The sequence below is a fragment of the Traorella massiliensis genome (assembly GCF_900104665.1).
Taxonomy (GTDB): domain Bacteria; phylum Bacillota_I; class Bacilli_A; order Erysipelotrichales; family Erysipelotrichaceae; genus Traorella; species Traorella massiliensis.
Genome location: NZ_LT629969.1, coordinates 38,691 through 59,102, shown reverse-complemented (window position 1 = coordinate 59,102; position 20,412 = coordinate 38,691). Strand labels below are relative to the sequence as shown.

Below are 20,412 nucleotides of genomic sequence, written 5' to 3'. Positions count from 1 at the left end.
TTTTCTCCTACAACAAAATATCTTTTGGCCTGGATTTAAGAAGATGCCAAACAGGGATGATACTTGAAATTATTATCACTACAGCACCGATACCATACATACAAAAGATATAAATGATATCAATATTTACTGAATAATCTTCTATTATTGCAGAAGGTATATTTAATCCATGATCCATGATCACATTTCCTAATATGCTGCTTGCAATAAGTGATAAAGATAAACCGATCAATCCCAATATCGCAACTTCACAAACAAGTTGAATTATAATCTTTTTCTTATATTCACCCATCGATATCAATATCCCGATTTCTTTTGTTCGATCTTTCAAATATAGATAAATTATCAATGTACCAATAAAGATACTTGTAACCCCCGCAATGAACATTGTAACACTAGAAATCATGGACATATTATCTAAACTGCCTTTTATATCATAATAATATTCATCTCCAGTTGTTATTGCTTCATAATGATCACTATCATTAAAAAGTCTTAAATAATCATTTCTAAAATCTTCTATTGAGTCTACAGAATCAAGCTTAAATAAAGCATTTAAATAAATAAAAGTGTTATTTTCATAGTTTAAATTTTTATTTAAATTGGTAGTTTCTATTTCATTTTTTATTTGACTAAAAAGATTATTTGGAATAAATAACGGATACATAAGATATGTTTCATCTAAAAATTTATTACGTCCAATATCTTTCATTTCATATTTTCCGATTACTTCAAATTCATATTCCAAAGAATTTAATTGCGTAACAGTTCCATCAGTTTCAAGATCAAATTTATTATATTCTACTTTTACTATATCTCCAATTTGAATTTCCGAACCATCAGGATAAGTATAATCTTTATCAATGATGGTTACATATCTTTGATTCTCAATATCTTCTTTGTTAATACATCTTCCTTCTACTATATCAATAGTTTCTTCATAAAAATCAAAAAACAGTAAGTCTGTTCCCATAATTGATACAGAATATTTTAAATAATCCACAAAAAAACTAATTGAAGGGTGGCTTATATTACTATTCCACGAAGAAAAAGAAGTATACTTTGTATATTGAAGAAGGCTGCTATTATCAACATATTCTTTCATTGAGATTTCATTATATTTCTCTAAAAATTTATTTTGATTATCTTTATACTCTAAATTATTTAAATTTTTATATTCATCTATATCTTTATAGCTTATAACAACATAAGTATCTAAATTATCTTTGATATTTGTTTCCAATCCATTTACTGCCCTACTAATCAAATAAGAAGAACCAATAAAAGTACCTAATGCAAATGATAAAACGAGCAGTAATAGGCTTTTTATTGGCCTTCGAGTGATACTAAGTATGATTCTTTTAACTAATGTCATAAAATTCTCCCAGTCGGTTGTCCATAACTGTTAAATCATTTCCACTCATAGCAATTTATTCATATTATGCTAGGATTTTTTTACTTGGGCAAAGTTAAGCATTAACTTTATCCTCTGTTGTTACTGGTTCAATCATTGCTCTATCCTCCCAAACTCCAATATATAGATAAAATTCAAGCATCCCCAATCCCTCATTTTATCTAATATATCTTAATATGAGTTTATTTTTCAAAATCATTATAATCGTTTTCATATTTTTTTGTAAACATTTTATTCGGCTGAATTTTCAATATAAAATGAATATTCTTATTTCTTTACTATATAATTACTACATAATTTAACCAATGATCCATATTTATTTTCTAAATATTTTATAATAAAAAGCATCTTCATCTAGAAAATGCTTTATAAATATTTATAATCTTATTATAACTTTAAAAGGGAATCTACTTCTTTATGAAAAGCATGATCATGACTTACACTAATGATTGTTACTCCCTTTTTTACCATATCCGCAAAATACTGACGTATTTTTTCAGCGTTTTCTTTATCTACATTTGCACAGATTTCATCCAGTAAATAAATCTTGGTATTTCTTAATAAAGCGATTGCTATACTAAGACGTTGCTGCTGTCCACCTGATAAAAGCTTGCCCGCTTCCTTGATATCACTCTCTAAACTTTGAGGTAATGCCATAATCGCATCATAAAGTCCTACAGCTTCTAAAACTTCTTTAATCTCTTCATCACTGGCATTATTTTTACCAAGATAAAGATTTTCACGGATAGTCATCGGAAATAAGGAAGGTTTCTGGGCTACATAAGTAATCTGTGAATATAGAGATTCAGTAGAGATTCTAGAAATCGATGTTCCATCTATCAAAATATCTCCCTTATCAATATCATAAAATTTTTCAATAAGCTTTAGAATCGTACTTTTTCCTTTTCCGCTTTCTCCTTCGATCCCATTCCATTTATTCATTTCAAATGTCCATGAAAAATCATCTAAGACCTTGACTTCTTCATTATAAGCAAAATCAACGTGATCAAATACGATTTTATCTTTGATTTCAACTTTCTCCAACTGTTTTCTTTCAGAAAGCTGGTCAAAATAACTAAATGTCTTAGTAAATTCACTTTCAATCTTCGTTTTCTGCAGTTGTGTCATAAAAATTGTACAGAAACCACTATATAATAAAGCACAATAACTCATGATCGAAAACATCTCTCCATAACTGAAAAGATGAATCTTTGAAACAATCAAATAAGCAATAAGCCCAAAACTCATTCCCGTAAATAAAGAGGTTACAAAACCACTCATCCACATGCCACTCAAAGAATCAAGCAAAGCAACCTGTCCCCATAGCTTTACGATCTTCTGATTGATATGATTGATATCTTCAATTCTTTTTTCTTCCAGCTGATTGCTTTTCACAAAAGCAACAGCCTGAAAAGTATCCGCCTTTGACTGATTCATAGAAGCGTTATATTCCATTACTTTCATCACTTTATCATTAACTATTTTCTGAAATTTTCTTACTGGGAAAATACCTAATGGAATAAAGCATAGCTGTAATATTGCCAGTAATGGATGATAAAAGCATAAAATGACTAAAAGAAAAACTGAAATGACAATTGTCACATAATATTTCGGAATATCACTAATCTTGAAATTCAGATATTTCGATATTTCACGTCCAGAATGGGTCATTAATTCAATTGAATTTTCTTTGTCGAAAAAAGATAATGGTTGTGACAACAGATGCCTCATAAGATCTATAGAATATTCATTCCCTTTATTTCTGGCAAAAACGATCGTTACATAATTAAAAAGAGAAGTAATCAAAACAAAAATACAAGGTATCAGAACAAAAGATAAGATACCTAATATGATCTGATTAATATTTTGATTTGCTATACCTTCATCAACAACATACTGCATGATCGTCGGTGTAATAAGATTTACTGTATGACTCAGTAAAAATAATGCTCCTGCAATCCATGCATATTTTCTTATTTCTTTTTCTATTTTCTTAAACATATATTCTTACCCCATTTAATATCATCGTATATTTTAGTATTTATAATAGTATTTATTTATCTAGTGCGTGATAATTCTCTTTTCGGCTGAATAAAGCTACATTTTCTAGAAAAACACCATAAAATTAATGTTTTTTTTGAAGAATTTTTAATAATTCTTTTTGATACATATATCCTTCATTGATTAATTCGTATTGATCGCAATATTCAATAATATATTCAAGTGCCATGACCCGATCAAAAGCATAGCCCTTTTTATTTAACTTCTTATATAGATCAACAAGTGTCTTATAATATGTCTTATCTTTATTATTTAATTTTGCTTTTAAACACTTTTCATAATGATCAATAATATAATCATCATGTTTATTTGTTTTTTCTAAATAATGATAATATTTTTCAAAATTTACATTATCTCCCATTTCCATGTACACCCATGCGAGAATATAATAACATTCTGTAAGGTAATAATTCATCTTAATTACTTGATTTGCATATGTAATTGCATCCTCATAACGTCTTCCATACATTGAATAATAAGCTAAATTATATAAAGATTTTCGTTTGATATCATCATTATTATATGTAATCGCAAAATCATAGGTTTTCAGATATTGCTGTTTCATTTCATCAAATCTTCTTAACTCAGCTAAAATATTCCCAACCGTTAATTCCAATTGAATAGACCTTCGATAATAACCGTACTTTTTTAGTATTTCTATACCTTTTTTTTGATATTCTAAAGCCATACTTAAATGATAATCAAGAGTTATTAAATTTCCTAATTGATTGTAAGTAAAACCAGTAATGGCTGCTTCAGGCGAATATTGAATTGATTTTTTCAGATTATCTTTAGCCAATTCAAATTTTCCCAGATCATAAAATTCATATATTGCTTTCATAAGTAAATATATACTTTTTTCGTGATTATTAAAAATAGTAAATAACTCTTCACACTTTGCATTAATATCATCATAAAAAAAATCAATTTCATCTAGAACAGTTGCCATAAATTTAGTTAGTTGTATTAAAGGGTAGGCATAGGAAAACTCCCAAGCAGAATTGCTGGTAAGTTTCACCATATATTCTTTTCGCTTTTTTAGATCCTGATTAAGATAAACATGGATCATTTCCTCAAATAATACATAAACTTCATCTAATGTTGTTTGATTATAGTTAAAATCAATTCCAATTAATGAAAACAATTTTGAAATTGTTGGTTCATATATTTTTTTATTCCCATTCTCAATTTCAGAAATATACTGAATCGTTTTTCCCGATGCAGTTAAATCCTGTAATCTAATATCTCTGCTTTTCCTTTCAACATTTAATATTTTTCCTATTAGAATTTGTTCATTATACAGATTACTCATTTGTTTCATTATATCTCCCATTTTATTTATCCTTTAGGTTTATTCCACTTGCCATCATGAGTATCCACCTGCCCCATCTCTTCTAAGCATTGAAGATATTCCTCTTCATTTTTGATGGTTCCATCTTCATTGTATTCTAGAACACATACTTCCGTTTCAGGTTCTTGGGCTTTTATGGGTATTAGTGCAAATACAAATGCACAAGTTGTTAATAAAATAAATAATTTTTTCATAAATATTCCTCCATTTTTAATTATTCTAGTGCAGTAATTTTAGAATGTATATCAATTTTTCGGCTGAATAATGGAGCTCTGTATAAATTATACTATAAATTTGCTCATTTGTTCTAAATGCAGACAAGATTTATCGAGTTTCATAAGAAAAAATTTGATATGTTAATACTGATATTAAGATCGTTATCACAAAGGTTTAAGTAATATATTTTCAAAACAGATGTACTCTTTCTTTTCAAAATTTTAAAGATTTTTGGGAATTTTATCATTTTTGTGCATATAGAATAGTAGGAGGTATTCAATGAAGATTAAAAAAAATAAAATCCCTATCGATCAAATCATCAAGATAATCCTAAGAGAAAAACCTGTTCTTTCTGTTCTCATGAAGGAACTTATTGAGGAATATAGTCCCTACTCTTTGAGGGAAATCGAACAATGTATCGAACCTCAAGGAGATGTACCTTTACATAGCCGCCTGACACCGGGGCACCGAAATGAAAACAACGAGGATTATAGAAGCATTTATTTTGATTCTCTTGTCTATGCCTCTTTACCACAGGATCATGGAAAGATCGCTATGATTATCAATCTTGAGGCACAAGGCGTTTTAAAAGGAAAAAGCCATGTGCTGAGCAGAGGAAATTATTATACCAGCAGAAATATTTCTATGCAGGTAGGGAAATTCTTTGACCATGGACAATATGACGATATCGTAAAGGTCGTATCAATCTGGATCGTGTTCAATGCACCCTTGTACAAGCAGGGATGCATCAACCGCTATCGGATGAGAGAGGAGCACATACTGGGAAATGTGTGCGAAGATGAGAAATATTTTGATAAACAAGAGATCATTGTGCTATACTTAGGGTATGAGGAAAACGAATCGATTTCATCCAATGTGTTAAGGATCTTGCTTGATGAGAGCATGACAGCAGCAAAGAAAAAAGAGGAACTAAAAAAATATGATTTTAAGCTGACAGAAAGCCTAGCAGAGGAGGTAGAAGAGATGTGTGACTATAGCGTTTATCTAGAACAGAAATACATGGAGAAAGGATTAAAAAGAGGATTTGAGCAGGGAATAGAAAAAGGAATTGAGCAAGGAATTGAGCAAGGAATTGAGCAAGGAATAGAACAAGGAATAGAACAAGGAATTGAGCAAGGAATTTATTCATCTTTATGTTCATTGATGAAGAATATGAAGATTGATTTACAGGAAGCCATGAAGTTATTGAATATTCCTGAAAGTGAATATGAACAGTATTTTCAAATGATGAATCAAGTAAAAGAATAAATGATATGACCGCAAAAAAAATCGTGATTATTTCACGATTTTTATATTTGATCAAGTCCTAATTCATGTAAATGATCATCAATACGTTTCATCTCATCACTGGTTAATTGCCATTTAAAGGCATCCATGTTTTCTTGCACATGACGCATGCTGGTAACACCAATCAAGGCACTGCTGACATAATCTTTCTGACATGTCCAGTTGATGGCTACTTGTGATACGGTAGCCTGATGAGCAGCTGCGATATCATCTAGTGTTTTCATCAGTTCCATGACTTTGCTGAAGGCAGGTTCGCTAAATCCTTTATAGAACGTATAGCGGACATCATGGGCTGGCCAGTTTGGAATGCTGCGATATTTGCCTGTTAATATACCGCCGCCCATTGAACCATAGGCCATGACATCGATACCATGTTCACTTGCCCATTCCATTGTTTCTTTATAACGCTGATCGATCATGGAGAAAGGTGGCTGGATGACATCGACTTGTCCATATTTTAATGCTTCTTTTAATAATGGAAGTTCTGTATTTGAAAGACCAATATAACGGATCTTACCCTGTTCCTTTAAGAAATTCAAGGCACACATCGTTTCCGCAATTGGTGTAGAAACATCTGGCCAATGCATAAAGTAAAAATCAATATAGTCTGTTTTCATATTTTTTAATGAACCCGCACATTCACGCATAACCGTACCAAAGCGGGCATCACGGTAAACACCACCTGTAAAGAGATCATTTTGAGTACCGAATTTCGTAGAGATAAGAATCTTGGAACGATCGACACTTTTCAACAATTCTCCTACTACTTTTTCACTTGTTCCATTACCATAATTGGCAGCTGTATCGATCAGATTGACACCTTGATCAATTAAGGCTTTCATGGCTTCTAAGGCTTCACTGATACCTCCATGTCCATTCCATCTTGAATCATCTAATCCCCATGTTCCTAGAGCAAATTCACTCACATCAACATTTGCATTTTTATAGTGTTTATATCTCATAATTGACTCCTTTTTTATTCCTTTATCATTATAAAATCATGTACTATGAGTGTCAAGAAGGCAAAGAAAAAGGTTCTTTCGAACCTATTTCAAACAATTTAAGATTTCTTCAACTTTATTTGTCTTTTCCCAAGGAATATCTAGATCATCTCTTCCAAAATGACCATAAGCAGCTAACTGACGATAGATCGGTCTTCTAAGATCAAGAGTATCAATGATTGCACTTGGTCTTAGATCAAAGACTTTGTTGATGATTTCGATCAACTGTTCTTCACTGTATGTACTTGTACCAAAAGTATCTACATGGATACTTAATGGATGAGCTACACCGATCGCATAAGCTAACTGGATTTCTACTTTCTTTGCCAGTTTGGCTGCTACTAAGTTTTTAGCAACCCAGCGTGCTGCATAGGCTGCAGAGCGATCCACTTTTGTTGGATCTTTTCCTGAGAAGGCACCACCGCCATGACGGGCCATACCGCCATAAGTATCAACGATCAGTTTTCTTCCTGTCAATCCACTATCTCCCTGTGGACCACCAATCACAAAACGGCCTGTTGGATTTACATAGATCTTCGTATTTTCATCCATAAGTTCTGCTGGGATAATCTCATTGATGACATGATGAATGATATCTTCTCTGATCTGACTTAATTCAACAGCATCTGAATGTTGTGTTGAAATAACAACTGCTTCGATACGTTTGACCTCATCACCATCATATTCTACTGTTACCTGGCTCTTACCATCTGGTCTTAAATAGCTCAAGGTACCATCTTTTCTTACTTTCGCAAGCTGTCTTGCCAGTTTATGTGCTAACATGATCGGCATTGGCATCAATTCTTTTGTTTCATCACAGGCATAACCAAACATCATTCCCTGATCACCGGCACCATTTTCATGATCATCACTTTCTCTTGTTTCTAAAGCTGCATCAACACCCATCGCAATATCGCCTGACTGCTCATCAATAGCACTTAACACAGCACATGTATTACCATCAAAACCATATTTAGCTCGATCATAACCAATTTCTAAAACTACATTTCTGGCAATCTTTGGAATATCCACATAACAATTTGTCGTAATTTCACCCATTACGAGTACCATACCTGTTGTTGTACATGTTTCACAGGCCACTCTTGCCATTGGATCTTTTTCTAAGATCGCATCTAATACGGCATCACTGATCGCATCACAGATCTTATCTGGATGTCCTTCCGTCACCGATTCCGATGTGAAAAACTTTTTACTCATTTTCTTACCTCCAGTTCGTTATAACATCTTTCAATCATTTCTATTTTCGCAAGATCTTCACTAAAAGCCGTGGCACTTCCACAAGCCATTGCCAGCTTAAAGGCTTCTTCATAATTTGAACACTTCAAATAAGCTGCGACAAATCCGGCTACCATAGAATCCCCACAGCCAACAGAAGAAATACATTCACCCTTTAGTCCTTTACTTTCAAATATACCACCATTTTCATCTACCAGTACTGCCCCTTCTTTTCCTCTGGAAATCATGACGTTACGGGCTCCCATTTCCTGCAGTTTTTTTGCTGCTTCCACGACTTGTTTGGTAGTCAATAATGATTCATTTAAAATTTCTTCACATTCCGCAACATTCGGTTTGATCAGAAACGGATGATGTTTCAGCGTATTGACTAAAAGATCTTTTGTCGCATCTACGATACACAAGACCCCTTTGGCATTTTGCACCGATAAAATTGTTTCATAAATATTATCATTTAAACATTTCGGAATACTTCCGGAAAGTATTAATACATCCTCTTTGCCTAGCATATCCAGCTGATCATACAGCTGTTTCATATCACTGCCGCCAATCAACGGTCCTTCTCCATTGATCTCTGTTTCTACTTTTCCTAGTACTTTGACATTAATACGTGAGGTTCCTTCTTCAAGCTCAATTAGTTTTTCATTGAGTCCAAACTGATAGATGAGTCTTTGAATTTCATCACCGACAAAGCCGCCACGAAAACCAAGGATCACCGATTCAAAACCAAGCTCATGAAGAATATGTGATACGTTAATACCCTTACCACCCAAACGATAGCTTTCATGCGTGCTTCGATTCGTATGAGATAAAGAAAGATGTGCCAGATTCATTTCATAATCAATAGAAGGATTAAATGTTAATGTATAGATCATATTCTCATTCCTTTTCTTACTCCTATACTCTACCACTTTTTTCACGATTCGTGTATAATAATCATGTTTTTTGGAGGTAAAAGATGTCTAAAATCATATTTATGGATATAGATGGCACGCTTTTAGATCATATTCGCTACCACCGTGTCTTAGATTCTACCATTGAGGCTATTCAAAAAGCAAGAGCCAATGGCCATAAAATCATTTTATGTACCGGAAGATCTAAAAGTAATGTCCTTGAAGGAATGATTCCTTTTGAATCAGATGGACAGATTTATGGAGCTGGTGCCATGCTTGAAACAAAGAATAAGCTTTTATATCATATATGCATTCCTGAAGATGATTTAAAACTGCTCATCGATGATTTTACTACTTATCATTTTGGATTTAAGCTTGAAGGTGAAGAAGAAAGCTTTGCAGATTCCTTTGTTTTCAAACGCCGAAATATGGTAAAAAAAATAACCGGAGTTCTTTCTTCAGAAGCTTTATTTTCAATGAATGAGTTTCATTTAGAAAAGGCTCATATCAGTAAGGCTACCCTTTATTATCAGTCAAAAGAAGATCTAAAAGCCTTCCAGGAAAAATGGAAATCTAAATATACTTGTATTGAACATGGTAAAAAGGACTATGATACTCATTTTATGTGTGAATTACTCATCAATCATGTCAATAAAACAAGTGGTATTAAAAAGATGCTTGAATATTTTAATATGAAACAAGAAGATACGATTGCTTTTGGCGATAGTATGAATGATTTAGATATGCTGTTATTTGCCAACATTGGCATTTGTATGGAAAATGGTGCTGATCAATTAAAAAAAGCTGCTGATATGATCTGTGGGCCCTCTTATGAAGACAGCATCTATGACATGTTTCAACAGCTAAAATTGATATAAAAGAAATTATTTCCTTGGAAATAGTCGAAATGACAATTATTTTAATCGACAAATCATCATGAGCAAATCTACATACTCTCCATTTTTCAATTTAAACCCATGATAAATTTGTCCACATTCCTCAAAGCCCTTTTTCTTATAAAGAGAAAGAGCTTTTTCATTATCTGCACGAACTTCTAGTTCGATTTGTTCATATCCAAACTTCACTGCATGATCTAAGATCTCATCCATCAGCAAAGACCCTAATCCAATTCCCTGTACCTCTTCAAATACAGCCATTCCAAGACCACAGCGATGTTTTAATTTTATACGTTCTCCAATACAGCTTAACGAAGCATTCCCCTTAATTTTCCCATCTATGAATGCTGAAACAAAACACTCTCTTTCATTTTTCTCTATATTTTCAAGCATTCTCTCTTCATCCTGAAGTGTTAACACTAATTCTTCTGGATAACGAACTAAATTTTCACTTTCTTCTGCAGTTTTTTTCATATAAGCAATCAGCTGGGCAGCATCTTTAGCTGTAGGACTTGCCAATAATACTTCTTTACCATTTTTTAAAGTACATCTTTTGGGTTCTATTTTCATACATATTCATTCCTTTTTTCTATTATAAGACAAAAGTAAAAGATGTGCTAGGGGACACACATCTTTTACTCAATTATTATTTTTAAAGGGGATAGAATATGAATGAAAATAAATTAGGGGTTCTTTATTTTCAACTGTACAAGTATTTCCTTGTACACCTATAATATACATGAAAGCCTTCAAATAAATGCCTAGAATTCATGGTAAATTATGTGAAATGAATTTTTATATCAAAAAATGTGCGTTAGGGGATACGCACATTTTTTGTCATGATCTTTTGTCATGTTTTTAAAAGGGGATAAAATATGAATGAAAAAAATTATTCTTGTACAGAGATGTTTTTCTGTACATTTATAATATATCTTTTTTAAATCAAATGAATATATGATAACAGTGTTAAATTATGTGAAACACAATACTTGCAAACAAAAAACATGCTAGGGGGAGCATGTTCTTTGTAATAAATTAAATTATATATAAGGGGATAGAATATGAATGAAAATAAATTTAGGGGACATTTATTTTCAATGTACAAGTATTTCCTTGTACACTTATAATATATCCGATTCTTATCGGATAATTTTATTTAAAACGTGTTAAATTGTGTGATTTAAAGATTTTCAACAATTATCTTTAGTTCTTCTAGGATGTTGGCATCGTAAGTCCCGCCACCCTGAGCCATTCCAGGATTTCCGCCGCCACGAAGATGAAACTTTTCCGCAAGAGATTTAAATAGCTCATTTGATTTAAAAGATAATGAAGGATGGTGTGCAATGATGACATGACATCGGTCATGATCTTTACATACACAGAAAAGTCCTTTTGGATAATTCCGAACAACCGTTGAACATAATATTTGAAAAGATTTGATATCTAAATCATCCATTTCTGTTACGATATAGACTTCTTGACTTTCCCCCAATATTTGAATGCGCAGATCAAGGAAACGTTGTTTCCATGCTGCTTCACTTGCCTTTAGCTCTTTCATATCTTGACGAAGCTTTAAAAGGCTCGGATAAATTTCGCTTTGTGCTGTATTAAAATTCTTAGCACATGCATCCAAAATATTTAATTGATGACCATATGTTTTTAAAAGCTGATTGCCACAGACAAAAAATAACTTATATCCACGAGTTGTTCTCTCATAGCTCAACAGCTTCATTGCCTGCAGATAACGTAATGAAGGCACATGGATACAACCGCACATATTATAGTCGATATCTCCAATTAAGACAGCACGAAGCTCATCATGATCTAATTTGCTGTCAGAAACATGTTTTTTAGCTTCCTGAGCAGTAGGATATATGATATGGATCGGCAGATCTTGAACGATGTATTCATTGACTTCTCTTTCAATCTGATTCATCAATGAATCATCCATAGAAGTGAATTCCATTTCACACCCGCTCATATCTTCATGAGTAAAAAAGGCAATCGTTTTCGCATGATACTTTTTATTGATCCATCCGCAAAGCAGATGTGAACCGCTATGAATCTGCGCTTTCCAGATACGTTGTTCAACATCTACTTTCATATGGGCCATTCCTGTGAGTGGTACACGTGTCTTATGATAATAAAAGCCATTTTCATAATAAATATCTTCTACTTCTACATCATTGATCGTTCCTGTATCTCTCTCCATGCCACCGCCTTCTACATAGAAGATCGTATCTTTTGTTTTTACCCAATATGCCTCTTGATCCTGTAAACAATCATATATTTCAAAACTTTTATCGCATTCTAGCCAATGATCATAATGCTTATTCATCATTTCTCACCTCAATACTATTTTAACAAAAATTATTAGTTTCTACGATTAAAAACATGAATTATAAACATATTTTTAGAAAATTGCCATCACTTGTTTCGATATGTACCAAGTCAAAATGTCCAAATTGTTTGACATATCGCTTTATTTCTTTCATCAGTCTTTTTAGCTGTTCTTTGGTGATCGTATTTTCTTGAGTATTCTCTTCAATGACTCTGCCGGCGATCATGGCTCCTAATTTGTTGAAGATCACTCCATTGGGGATTGTAAGCCGTATGTCCTTTTCTTCTTCTGGTTCATGTATATAGATTTTCATATTACTCCACAAAGATCTCTATGTGATCTCCATCTGCACTTTCAATCTCAATCAGCTTTCCTACCAGTCCCTGATCTACCAGCTTCATGATCTGTTCAAAGTCAATCCCCTGCAATGCGTCCTTGCCGTTTACCTGGGGCATGCTCATTCCAATCGCCATCCCTGCCTTGACAAGCGGAATGGGAAGATTGATCCTCACCTTATCTCCATCGCTTGAATTGATCACGATCTTCACCATCATCTGCTCCGGATCCTTTCTTAGCTGGGGCTCTACGACTCTTGCTATTTCTGCATTCTCTTTCTGGCGGATCAGTTCATCCAAAGATACATTGAAAATATCCGATAATTCGATCAGAATCGGCAGATCGGGAATGCTTAGATCATTCTCCCACTTGCTGACTGCCTGTGAGGAGACATTCAGCTTAGAAGCTAATTCTTCCTGTGTCATTTTCTTAAGCTTGCGATATTCGGCAATTTTTGTTCCTAGTGTTTTCATGGCTATCTTTCCTTTCTCAAAAGAGCTGCGATCATTTTTTCCTGTTCTCTTTTCAATTCATCTCTGACTTCTTCTTCATGATAATAGTATTTCATAGTTTCTACCACCTTTCATGCCTTCATTATAGAATTAAGAAGAGAAAAAGAGAACAGATTGCCAGTTGAATCTATCAACGCTTCGTTGTATTTTACTCAACTGTCAGTTGGATTATCTTTTTGTATACAAAAAAAAGCGAAAACTCGCTTTATTCAATCATAATTCCTGCCTGTTCCATTAGCTGAAGAGCTATTTGATGATATTGCTTTGCTGGATGATATGGTGCATCATAAGTTGCAATTCCTTTTTCTACAACTCTAACAGGCTGCGTCATATTCATCTGATTTAGATAAGTCTTAAGACTAAGAGCTAGCTGCATCACACAGATGTCGCTGCAGCAGCCTACGATCTTAAAAGAATCATAATCTTTTAAGATTGCTTTATTTAAGACATGAAAAGTATTCGTAGAATTTTTTTCTAACACTTCTTTTACATAAGGCTTTAATTCATCAATGATTTCTGATTCAGAAGTTCCTTTGATACAATGAGGCGGAAAACTTCTAAATTCCATTGCCTCTTTTTCATGTGTATCAGCAATAAATAAACGATCTTCATGGGCTTCACATTCTTTTTGAATCACTTCTACAATATCCATGATCTTCGCATCATGCATGCTACCTTCTTTCACAAAACCATTGACCATATCCACGACAAATAATAGTTCTTTCATTTTCTCTCCTTACTGTGTCAGTATTTCATAACCATCTTCGGTAACTAATACCATGACTTCCCATTGAGCGCTCAGCTTCTTATCCTTCGTTGTTACTGTCCATCCATCTTCCGGATCGATCTCCACATCATACGTACCTTCATTGATCATCGGTTCAATCGTAAAAGTCATTCCTGGAGCTGTTACCATTCCTGTATTAGGTCTTCCCACATGTGCTACAAAAGGTTCTTCATGAAACTCTTTTCCAACCCCATGGCCACCAAAAACACGCACGACATTATAGCCATTGCTTTCTGCTACCTGTTGAATGGCATGACCGATATCTCCCAGTGTACCCCAAGGTTTTAAGGCATCTAAGCCTGCCTGTAAGGCCTGACGGGTAACTTCAACTAATTTTCTGGCATTGTCACTGACTTCACCGATCATAAACATACGACTTGCATCTGAAAAATATCCTTTAAAAATTGTCGATACATCAACATTGACAATATCCCCACTCTTTAAGATACGTTTACTATCAGGAATACCATGACAAACGACCTCATTAATGCTCGTACAAACGCTCTTAGGATATCCTTCATAGCGATAAGGAGCACATTTCGCATGATGTGCATGCGTTACCTCTGTTACGATATCATCAATTTCCTGAGTACTCATTCCTTCACAAATTTTTTTTGCAACTGCATCCAATACTGCCGTATTGATCTTGGCACTTTCCCTTAAGATCTGAATATCTTTTTGATTCCGAATGATTGATTTTGGAGGAACTTCATATCCTTGCATTTTCATCTGTATCAGTTTTTGATCAAACTCATAATGACAATGCTTATATTTCTTTTTACTACCGCACCAGCAGGCACCATTTTTTGAATATATCATTTTTATCACCGTTTCTATTATAGAGTTATTTATGAAAAAAATCAAAGATTAAGATTTTTCACTTTTTTAAAGAAAATTTATTTAAAAAATTCATCAAACGACAACAATTCCTTTACTAAAACATTATTTCCCTGATATAAACATTGTCGTTTTACAGTTTTATTCCTATAAATAACATAATCAAACTTTTCATAAACAGACTTTGGTACACGATTGTTAAAATCATTTGCATCAGTAATATAAAGTACCTTTTTCCCTTTTGACAATACAGCCATAAGAATATTCTTTACACTTTCATAACCAAATACTACACATGTATCAAAATTTATATTATGATAAGCTCTTTTCCATTCTCTTAAAATTGCCTTATGAATTCTATGCTTGAAGATTCGGTAAATGATTGGATGATTCTCTATTAAACTCAACAAAATACAGTCAATGGGTGGATTGCAGCTAAAAGCATTTAAAACTCCCATATAGTTAATCTTTCGTGGCAGTTCTTTAAGAAATAAACGATCACGTATTTCTTTAGTAACGTAAGTTAAATAAATCAATCCGTTGTTCATGTTCACATTCGCAAAAAGATCTTTCAACTGATCTACGATATGCACATCTCTGAAATCATTCGCAAAAACAAGCAACTTTTTTTGACTAATTTGCAATTGATCTATATGAAGAGATGTTTTTTTATTTTGGATCACCTGCTCACATATCTGCTTTGAAACATCATTTTTATCATAATGGCAATAAGTGTCAATAAAAGCAGAATAATCAACATTGTTTTCATTTGTATTTATTTCCGCAATTAAATCATCTACAGTATTCACCTTTACAAAAGGAAGTTCCGCAAAATTCATATATACCCCACGATCGTGGAAATATTCTTCTTCATCGTAGGCAAACAAAATAATTTTCTTTTTTGATACAGCATAATCAAAGAATACACTTGAATAATCCGTTACCAAAATATCAGAACAGTTTAAAAAATCATATGTTTCTAAATGATCCGGGAATTTATAAATATGCCTATAAACATTATAGTTAATTGAATTACTAACATATGGATGCAAATTTACAACCATTACTTGATCATCATTCAATTTACAATCTATTTCATCAAGCATATATTGAAGCTCATCTTTTTGACCGGCATCGACGCTTCGTAAATTCCCACGCCATGTTGGCATATATGCAATTACTTGCTTATTTTTAAAACCATATTGTTCACGAAGCAATGCTCCCCTTTCCTGATCGAAAAATATTTCATTTCTTGGATATCCACATTGCAGAATCTTATTTTCAGCTATCCCCCTTAACATATAGTCCCTGAGCATCCATCTTGTCATATAAGAGCTTGGATAAAGTAAATAATCTGCAGCCACAAAGTTTTTCTGTAAATTTGCGATATCATAATAATCATTGGCTGTACTTCTGCCTAATGTCTTTAAAGGTGTTCCATGCCACGTATTAAGATAAACTTGCCCTTCTTTTTTTATAAAATAAACCGGAAAACTCGTATCATTAAACAAATACTTAGAAGTTGCAAGAAAACCTGCATACTCTTTACTGTTATTTTTTAAATAAACAAGTTTTCGATTGACAAAACCATATTCTTCAATCAGTTTTTTAAAATGACTCAATGCTCTATCATTTTTATAAGTAATTCCTATTTCATAATTGTAATAATCTTCATTAGAGCATAGCTCCTTTAATATATAAAACATATTACCGTTTAATGTTACACCATGCTGAGAATTAACTAAAATACGTTTCTCTTTAAGATTAGTGTTTTTATATGCCCTATAGTAATAACTGCCAGCACGATTAAAATTTAAATTATGCACAAATGCATTAAAATGTTTCTTTAAAATACGCAAATTTCTTGGTAATAGTGAATAAAGACGCCAATACATTTTTTTAGAATATAAAAATTTATTCTTTTTATATTTCCTATAATATACAACATAGTCTTTCCAATATGGATAGTTTTTCTCCATATACTCAAAACCTTGATTAATAAATTTATATTTTAATGGCAAATTTGACAAAGAAACTTCACTACCACATACCACATAAATATGATTCATCAAGATAAAAAGAAGCTCTTCATCAAAATGATAAAAACAATTATTTTCTTTATAATAACGAATCAGTGAATCGAATGCCGCAAACAAATCAAATCTTTTACTTGAAAATGTAAAAGTCAATGAATCGTTTCGTGAAAATATATAACTATATAAGGCTTCATTAACTCTCGAAATACGATTTGCTTTTAAAAATAATTTGAACGTAAAAACTAAATCCTCAAAAATATGAAGATTTTCTTCAAACTTTATCCCTGTACTTTCAATAAGTGAACGTTTAAATAACTTATTCCAGATATATGGAACATTATTTATAAGTAAATCTGGTGCTTGAAATACATTTTTTCCAAAACATTTATGGGCTGCAATATCCCTACGCTGAATATCTTTATAATCTATACGATAATATCCACAAGTCGTAATATCTGCTTGATCAGATTTAGCCAACTGATAAAGCTTTTCAAACATCGTTCTATCTACATAATCATCACTATCAACAAAACCTATATATTCACCCTGTGCTAATTCTAAACCGATATTTCTCGCATGAGCCGCTCCACTATTTTTTATAAAACGAGCAATGATCTTATCAGGATATAGTTGCTGATATTTTTTAATGATTTCTTTTGAATGATCTGTACTTCCATCATCAATCAAAATAATCTCAATGTCCTCAAGTGTCTGTCTAAGCAAAGAATCAATACTTCGATCAAGATACTTGTCAACATTATAGATTGGCATAATAACGGAAACTTTTTTCATTACGCACGCTCTCCTTTCACACAAATATCTATGACCCTCTTTCCTGAATCCTTATCATCCAGATAATTATAAGTCTGTTTAAATTTTTGATAACGTTCTTTATATTTATCTGTAATCTCATCAATATGATAAATTGCATGAAGAAGTTCTCTTTCATTTTTAACAATAGGACCAGGAAGTTCTTTTAAATCGATATAAAAATCTCGTACGTTTGATTGATATTCATCTAAATCATACATATAAAACAGCATTGGCCGATTCAAATTTGCATAGTCGAAGAATACACTTGAATAATCTGTGACCAGCATATCGCTTACAACGTATAAGCGATTAATGTCATCTAAACGAGAATAATCAATGGCTTTCCCTTTAAAGGCACTAAGATCAAGTTGATTAGCAACCAAGTAATGAAGACGCAAAATAACCATATAGTCATCACTAATTGATTCAAGGAAATCATTGATATATTTTGAAGCATCGAAAGTATATCCAACACCCAATTGATGTTGATTATCTCTCCATGTAGGTGCATACAGAATAATTTTTTTATTTTCAGGTAAATGAAGCTCTTTTTTTAAATTTCTTACGTCTTCTTCAGTATAACGAAATAAAAAATCGTTTCGTGGATAACCTGTTTCGATTAAAATATTTTGTTTATTTAATTGATTTAATCCAAATGCACTTGCAAATACCTTCGTACAAAACGCAGAAGGTGAAATAAAATAATCGTATTTTTTTGCATCATTTAGATACATAGCATGCCCCTTTTTCTGAGATGTTGTCGCATTCCCTTCAATTTCTAAATCCATTCCTATTTTTTTCAAAGGGGTCCCATGCCATGTCTGTATTAGAATTTGATTATCCTTTTTTATAATAGCATCAGATAATCGCCAATTTGTAATCCAATATTTTGCTCGTGCGTAATAGCGAAAATATCTACGTGAATTATATTTCACAATTACTGTTCGATGATCAGTAAATTCCATTCTTCTTTGAGCAGGATTTCTAAATACCCACACAAATATAAAGTCTTTAAAATATTCATCACGAAGCATTGCCTCATAAAGAGCTTTAGGACTGCAAGCAAACTGTTTACCTAAAAATGCTTCAAAAATAACTAATTTATCATCCACTTTCATTGTCTGATACATTTTCTTGTAATATCTTTTTCTTCTGTATGCTTGAATGCTGTCAATACACTTATTTATAATTCGATATTGCTTCCCAATTTTTTTTATCATTCTTTTGATTTTTTTCATCATGCACCATCCTTTGACATAATATCTTTAATTAGTGTTAATACCCTGGATAATGAATGACCATCATTATACTTATGATATTTTCTGCAAAAGACTTCTATTTTGGATAAATCAAATTCATCAGCAAGAATGCTGTTTGCAACTTCTTCTTCATTATAACACACAGGACCTGGCATCTCATTCAAATAATCTAGGAAAATACCCGTTTCCTCTTTATATTTATCTAAATCAAAAGCATAAAATATCATCGGTTTATTCATAATGGAAAAATCAAAGATGATAGCTGAATAGTCTGATATAAAATAATCAGTTATAGAAAAAAGGTGATAAAGATTCTCAGAATTACAACAGATAATATTAGGATGATTACTAATGATATGATTTTTTAATAAAGGATGCAGCTTATACATAATTACATATTCTTCTCCTAATAACTCATGTAATTTATTTAAATCCATATATACATTTTTAAATCCGCTTGTAATTCGCCCCCTAAAAGTAGGTGCATATAAAACTTTTTTTTTATTTTGTATTTGAGGATATTTTTCGATTATTTTTATTTTTCGTGATTCTAAGTATTCAGGATTGTATAAGCAGTCGCATTTAGGAATACCTGTTACTATAACTTGCTGTTCTGAAACTCCAAAAGCTTTTGCATAATAAGGCTTAAATTGATCTGAATTGGCAATTACATAATCATAATTGGCAATTGGATAGTCCCTTTTTGTTTCATTTCCAAACTTTTTAATGGCACCACTGGCATGCCAAAGCTGCAAGACCTGAACACCCTTGCGTTTAAATTTAGAAACAACATAATTATTATAATCAAGTATGACTAATTTGCTTGTATTTATTTCAAAAAATTGATGAATACAAACAAAAAAATATTTTACTGTTCCTAATAATGTACCATCAAATTTAAAAAGCACATATTGTAAATCATATTGATTATCCCTCATCAATTGTTTACTAAGCATTTTAAATTCATTTTCAAGTTTATTGCTTTCCAATGAAACGAATACTATTTTATTAGATCTGATTTTCATAAAAGGAAAAAATACTTTTAATAAACTGAGTGTAATATAAAGAATCTTTTCTTTCCAATACATTTTTCGACT

General features: G+C 32.2%; 18 protein-coding genes. 2 read left to right on the top strand and 16 right to left on the bottom strand.

The genetic code is table 11. From position 1 onward, the window contains the following. Nucleotides 1-7: 7 nt before the first annotated feature. The 4 genes from BQ5367_RS07515 to BQ5367_RS07500 form a co-directional block, all read right to left on the bottom strand. A complete protein-coding gene (locus tag BQ5367_RS07515; RefSeq protein ID WP_071441921.1) occupies nucleotides 8-1,375 on the bottom strand; it encodes an FtsX-like permease family protein in 1,368 nt (455 codons plus the stop codon). A 426-nt stretch (nucleotides 1,376-1,801) separates the two neighbouring features. Beyond that, entirely contained in the window at nucleotides 1,802-3,415 is a 1,614-nt protein-coding gene (locus BQ5367_RS07510; RefSeq protein WP_071441920.1) for an ABC transporter ATP-binding protein, read from the bottom strand. Nucleotides 3,416-3,539: 124 nt separating this feature from the next. Next, complete coding sequence (locus BQ5367_RS07505; protein WP_071441919.1) at nucleotides 3,540-4,796, bottom strand: helix-turn-helix domain-containing protein; 1,257 nt, start codon at nucleotides 4,794-4,796, stop codon at nucleotides 3,540-3,542. A 17-nt stretch (nucleotides 4,797-4,813) separates the two neighbouring features. Beyond that, nucleotides 4,814-5,020: a hypothetical protein gene (locus BQ5367_RS07500; protein WP_071441918.1), complete on the bottom strand. Its 207-nt coding sequence runs from the start codon at nucleotides 5,018-5,020 to the stop codon at nucleotides 4,814-4,816. 301 nt (nucleotides 5,021-5,321) lie between these two features. On the opposite strand from BQ5367_RS07500, the gene BQ5367_RS07495 reads away from it, so the two are divergent. Beyond that, nucleotides 5,322-6,311, top strand: a complete 990-nt coding sequence (locus tag BQ5367_RS07495) for a hypothetical protein (protein ID WP_071441917.1) — start codon at nucleotides 5,322-5,324, stop codon at nucleotides 6,309-6,311. Nucleotides 6,312-6,352: 41 nt separating this feature from the next. Here BQ5367_RS07495 and BQ5367_RS07490 read toward each other — a convergent pair whose 3' ends face one another. The 3 genes from BQ5367_RS07490 to pfkB all read right to left on the bottom strand — a co-directional run bounded on the left by BQ5367_RS07490 (nucleotide 6,353) and on the right by pfkB (nucleotide 9,480). After that, a complete protein-coding gene (locus BQ5367_RS07490; RefSeq protein WP_071441916.1) occupies nucleotides 6,353-7,312 on the bottom strand; it encodes an aldo/keto reductase in 960 nt (319 codons plus the stop codon). An 84-nt stretch (nucleotides 7,313-7,396) separates the two neighbouring features. Then, nucleotides 7,397-8,569: a methionine adenosyltransferase gene (gene metK, locus BQ5367_RS07485; RefSeq protein WP_071441915.1), complete on the bottom strand. Its 1,173-nt coding sequence runs from the start codon at nucleotides 8,567-8,569 to the stop codon at nucleotides 7,397-7,399. Next, the gene (gene pfkB, locus BQ5367_RS07480; RefSeq protein WP_071441914.1) at nucleotides 8,566-9,480 is read right to left on the bottom strand and encodes a 1-phosphofructokinase; all 915 of its coding nucleotides are present in this window, start codon (nucleotides 9,478-9,480) and stop codon (nucleotides 8,566-8,568) included. The genes metK and pfkB overlap by 4 nt, the downstream gene beginning before the upstream one ends. An 83-nt stretch (nucleotides 9,481-9,563) precedes the next feature. Here pfkB and BQ5367_RS07475 point away from each other — a divergent pair, with 83 nt between their 5' ends. Next, nucleotides 9,564-10,376 carry a Cof-type HAD-IIB family hydrolase gene (locus BQ5367_RS07475; RefSeq protein WP_071441913.1) on the top strand — a complete coding sequence of 271 codons (813 nt, stop codon included), beginning with the start codon at nucleotides 9,564-9,566 and terminating at the stop codon, nucleotides 10,374-10,376. A 36-nt stretch (nucleotides 10,377-10,412) separates the two neighbouring features. Here the strand turns inward: BQ5367_RS07475 and BQ5367_RS07470 are convergent, their stop codons facing one another. The 9 genes from BQ5367_RS07470 to BQ5367_RS07430 all read right to left on the bottom strand — a co-directional run bounded on the left by BQ5367_RS07470 (nucleotide 10,413) and on the right by BQ5367_RS07430 (nucleotide 20,403). Further along, nucleotides 10,413-10,964 (bottom strand): GNAT family N-acetyltransferase, encoded by a 552-nt coding sequence (locus tag BQ5367_RS07470; RefSeq protein ID WP_071441912.1) that lies wholly within the window; start codon nucleotides 10,962-10,964, stop codon nucleotides 10,413-10,415. Nucleotides 10,965-11,574: 610 nt separating this feature from the next. Next, entirely contained in the window at nucleotides 11,575-12,732 is a 1,158-nt protein-coding gene (locus tag BQ5367_RS07465; protein ID WP_071441911.1) for an alanyl-tRNA editing protein, read from the bottom strand. A gap of 61 nt (nucleotides 12,733-12,793) precedes the next feature. Then, entirely contained in the window at nucleotides 12,794-13,048 is a 255-nt protein-coding gene (locus BQ5367_RS07460) for a hypothetical protein (RefSeq protein ID WP_071441910.1), read from the bottom strand. 1 nt (nucleotide 13,049) lies between these two features. Continuing rightward, nucleotides 13,050-13,544: a helix-turn-helix domain-containing protein gene (locus tag BQ5367_RS07455; RefSeq protein ID WP_071441909.1), complete on the bottom strand. Its 495-nt coding sequence runs from the start codon at nucleotides 13,542-13,544 to the stop codon at nucleotides 13,050-13,052. 244 nt (nucleotides 13,545-13,788) lie between these two features. Next, nucleotides 13,789-14,310, bottom strand: a complete 522-nt coding sequence (locus BQ5367_RS07450; protein ID WP_071441908.1) for a cysteine hydrolase family protein — start codon at nucleotides 14,308-14,310, stop codon at nucleotides 13,789-13,791. A 9-nt stretch (nucleotides 14,311-14,319) separates the two neighbouring features. Then, nucleotides 14,320-15,189 (bottom strand): methionyl aminopeptidase, encoded by an 870-nt coding sequence (locus tag BQ5367_RS07445; protein ID WP_071441907.1) that lies wholly within the window; start codon nucleotides 15,187-15,189, stop codon nucleotides 14,320-14,322. 77 nt (nucleotides 15,190-15,266) lie between these two features. After that, entirely contained in the window at nucleotides 15,267-18,035 is a 2,769-nt protein-coding gene (locus tag BQ5367_RS07440) for a CDP-glycerol glycerophosphotransferase family protein (protein WP_071441906.1), read from the bottom strand. Continuing rightward, complete coding sequence (locus BQ5367_RS07435; protein WP_161940481.1) at nucleotides 18,035-19,294, bottom strand: CDP-glycerol glycerophosphotransferase family protein; 1,260 nt, start codon at nucleotides 19,292-19,294, stop codon at nucleotides 18,035-18,037. The genes BQ5367_RS07440 and BQ5367_RS07435 overlap by 1 nt, the downstream gene beginning before the upstream one ends. After that, nucleotides 19,294-20,403: a CDP-glycerol glycerophosphotransferase family protein gene (locus tag BQ5367_RS07430; protein WP_071441905.1), complete on the bottom strand. Its 1,110-nt coding sequence runs from the start codon at nucleotides 20,401-20,403 to the stop codon at nucleotides 19,294-19,296. Before BQ5367_RS07430 ends, BQ5367_RS07435 begins: the two co-directional genes overlap by 1 nt. Between the last annotated feature and the right edge of the window lie 9 nt (nucleotides 20,404-20,412).

What these genes read in the sequence shown, in the direction of transcription:
- BQ5367_RS07450 (WP_071441908.1), bottom strand. Translation starts at nt 14,310, where the DNA reads ATGAAAGAACTATTATTTGTCGTGGATATGGTCAATGGTTTTGTGAAA.
- BQ5367_RS07500 (WP_071441918.1), bottom strand. Translation starts at nt 5,020, where the DNA reads ATGAAAAAATTATTTATTTTATTAACAACTTGTGCATTTGTATTTGCA.
- BQ5367_RS07455 (WP_071441909.1), bottom strand. Translation starts at nt 13,544, where the DNA reads ATGAAAACACTAGGAACAAAAATTGCCGAATATCGCAAGCTTAAGAAA.
- BQ5367_RS07445 (WP_071441907.1), bottom strand. Translation starts at nt 15,189, where the DNA reads ATGATATATTCAAAAAATGGTGCCTGCTGGTGCGGTAGTAAAAAGAAA.
- BQ5367_RS07510 (WP_071441920.1), bottom strand. Translation starts at nt 3,415, where the DNA reads ATGTTTAAGAAAATAGAAAAAGAAATAAGAAAATATGCATGGATTGCA.
- BQ5367_RS07495 (WP_071441917.1), top strand. Translation starts at nt 5,322, where the DNA reads ATGAAGATTAAAAAAAATAAAATCCCTATCGATCAAATCATCAAGATA.
- BQ5367_RS07435 (WP_161940481.1), bottom strand. Translation starts at nt 19,294, where the DNA reads ATGAAAAAAATCAAAAGAATGATAAAAAAAATTGGGAAGCAATATCGA.
- BQ5367_RS07465 (WP_071441911.1), bottom strand. Translation starts at nt 12,732, where the DNA reads ATGAATAAGCATTATGATCATTGGCTAGAATGCGATAAAAGTTTTGAA.
- BQ5367_RS07475 (WP_071441913.1), top strand. Translation starts at nt 9,564, where the DNA reads ATGTCTAAAATCATATTTATGGATATAGATGGCACGCTTTTAGATCAT.
- BQ5367_RS07460 (WP_071441910.1), bottom strand. Translation starts at nt 13,048, where the DNA reads ATGAAAATCTATATACATGAACCAGAAGAAGAAAAGGACATACGGCTT.
- BQ5367_RS07505 (WP_071441919.1), bottom strand. Translation starts at nt 4,796, where the DNA reads ATGAAACAAATGAGTAATCTGTATAATGAACAAATTCTAATAGGAAAA.
- BQ5367_RS07470 (WP_071441912.1), bottom strand. Translation starts at nt 10,964, where the DNA reads ATGAAAATAGAACCCAAAAGATGTACTTTAAAAAATGGTAAAGAAGTA.
- pfkB (WP_071441914.1), bottom strand. Translation starts at nt 9,480, where the DNA reads ATGATCTATACATTAACATTTAATCCTTCTATTGATTATGAAATGAAT.
- BQ5367_RS07490 (WP_071441916.1), bottom strand. Translation starts at nt 7,312, where the DNA reads ATGAGATATAAACACTATAAAAATGCAAATGTTGATGTGAGTGAATTT.
- BQ5367_RS07515 (WP_071441921.1), bottom strand. Translation starts at nt 1,375, where the DNA reads ATGACATTAGTTAAAAGAATCATACTTAGTATCACTCGAAGGCCAATA.
- BQ5367_RS07430 (WP_071441905.1), bottom strand. Translation starts at nt 20,403, where the DNA reads ATGTATTGGAAAGAAAAGATTCTTTATATTACACTCAGTTTATTAAAA.
- BQ5367_RS07440 (WP_071441906.1), bottom strand. Translation starts at nt 18,035, where the DNA reads ATGAAAAAAGTTTCCGTTATTATGCCAATCTATAATGTTGACAAGTAT.
- metK (WP_071441915.1), bottom strand. Translation starts at nt 8,569, where the DNA reads ATGAGTAAAAAGTTTTTCACATCGGAATCGGTGACGGAAGGACATCCA.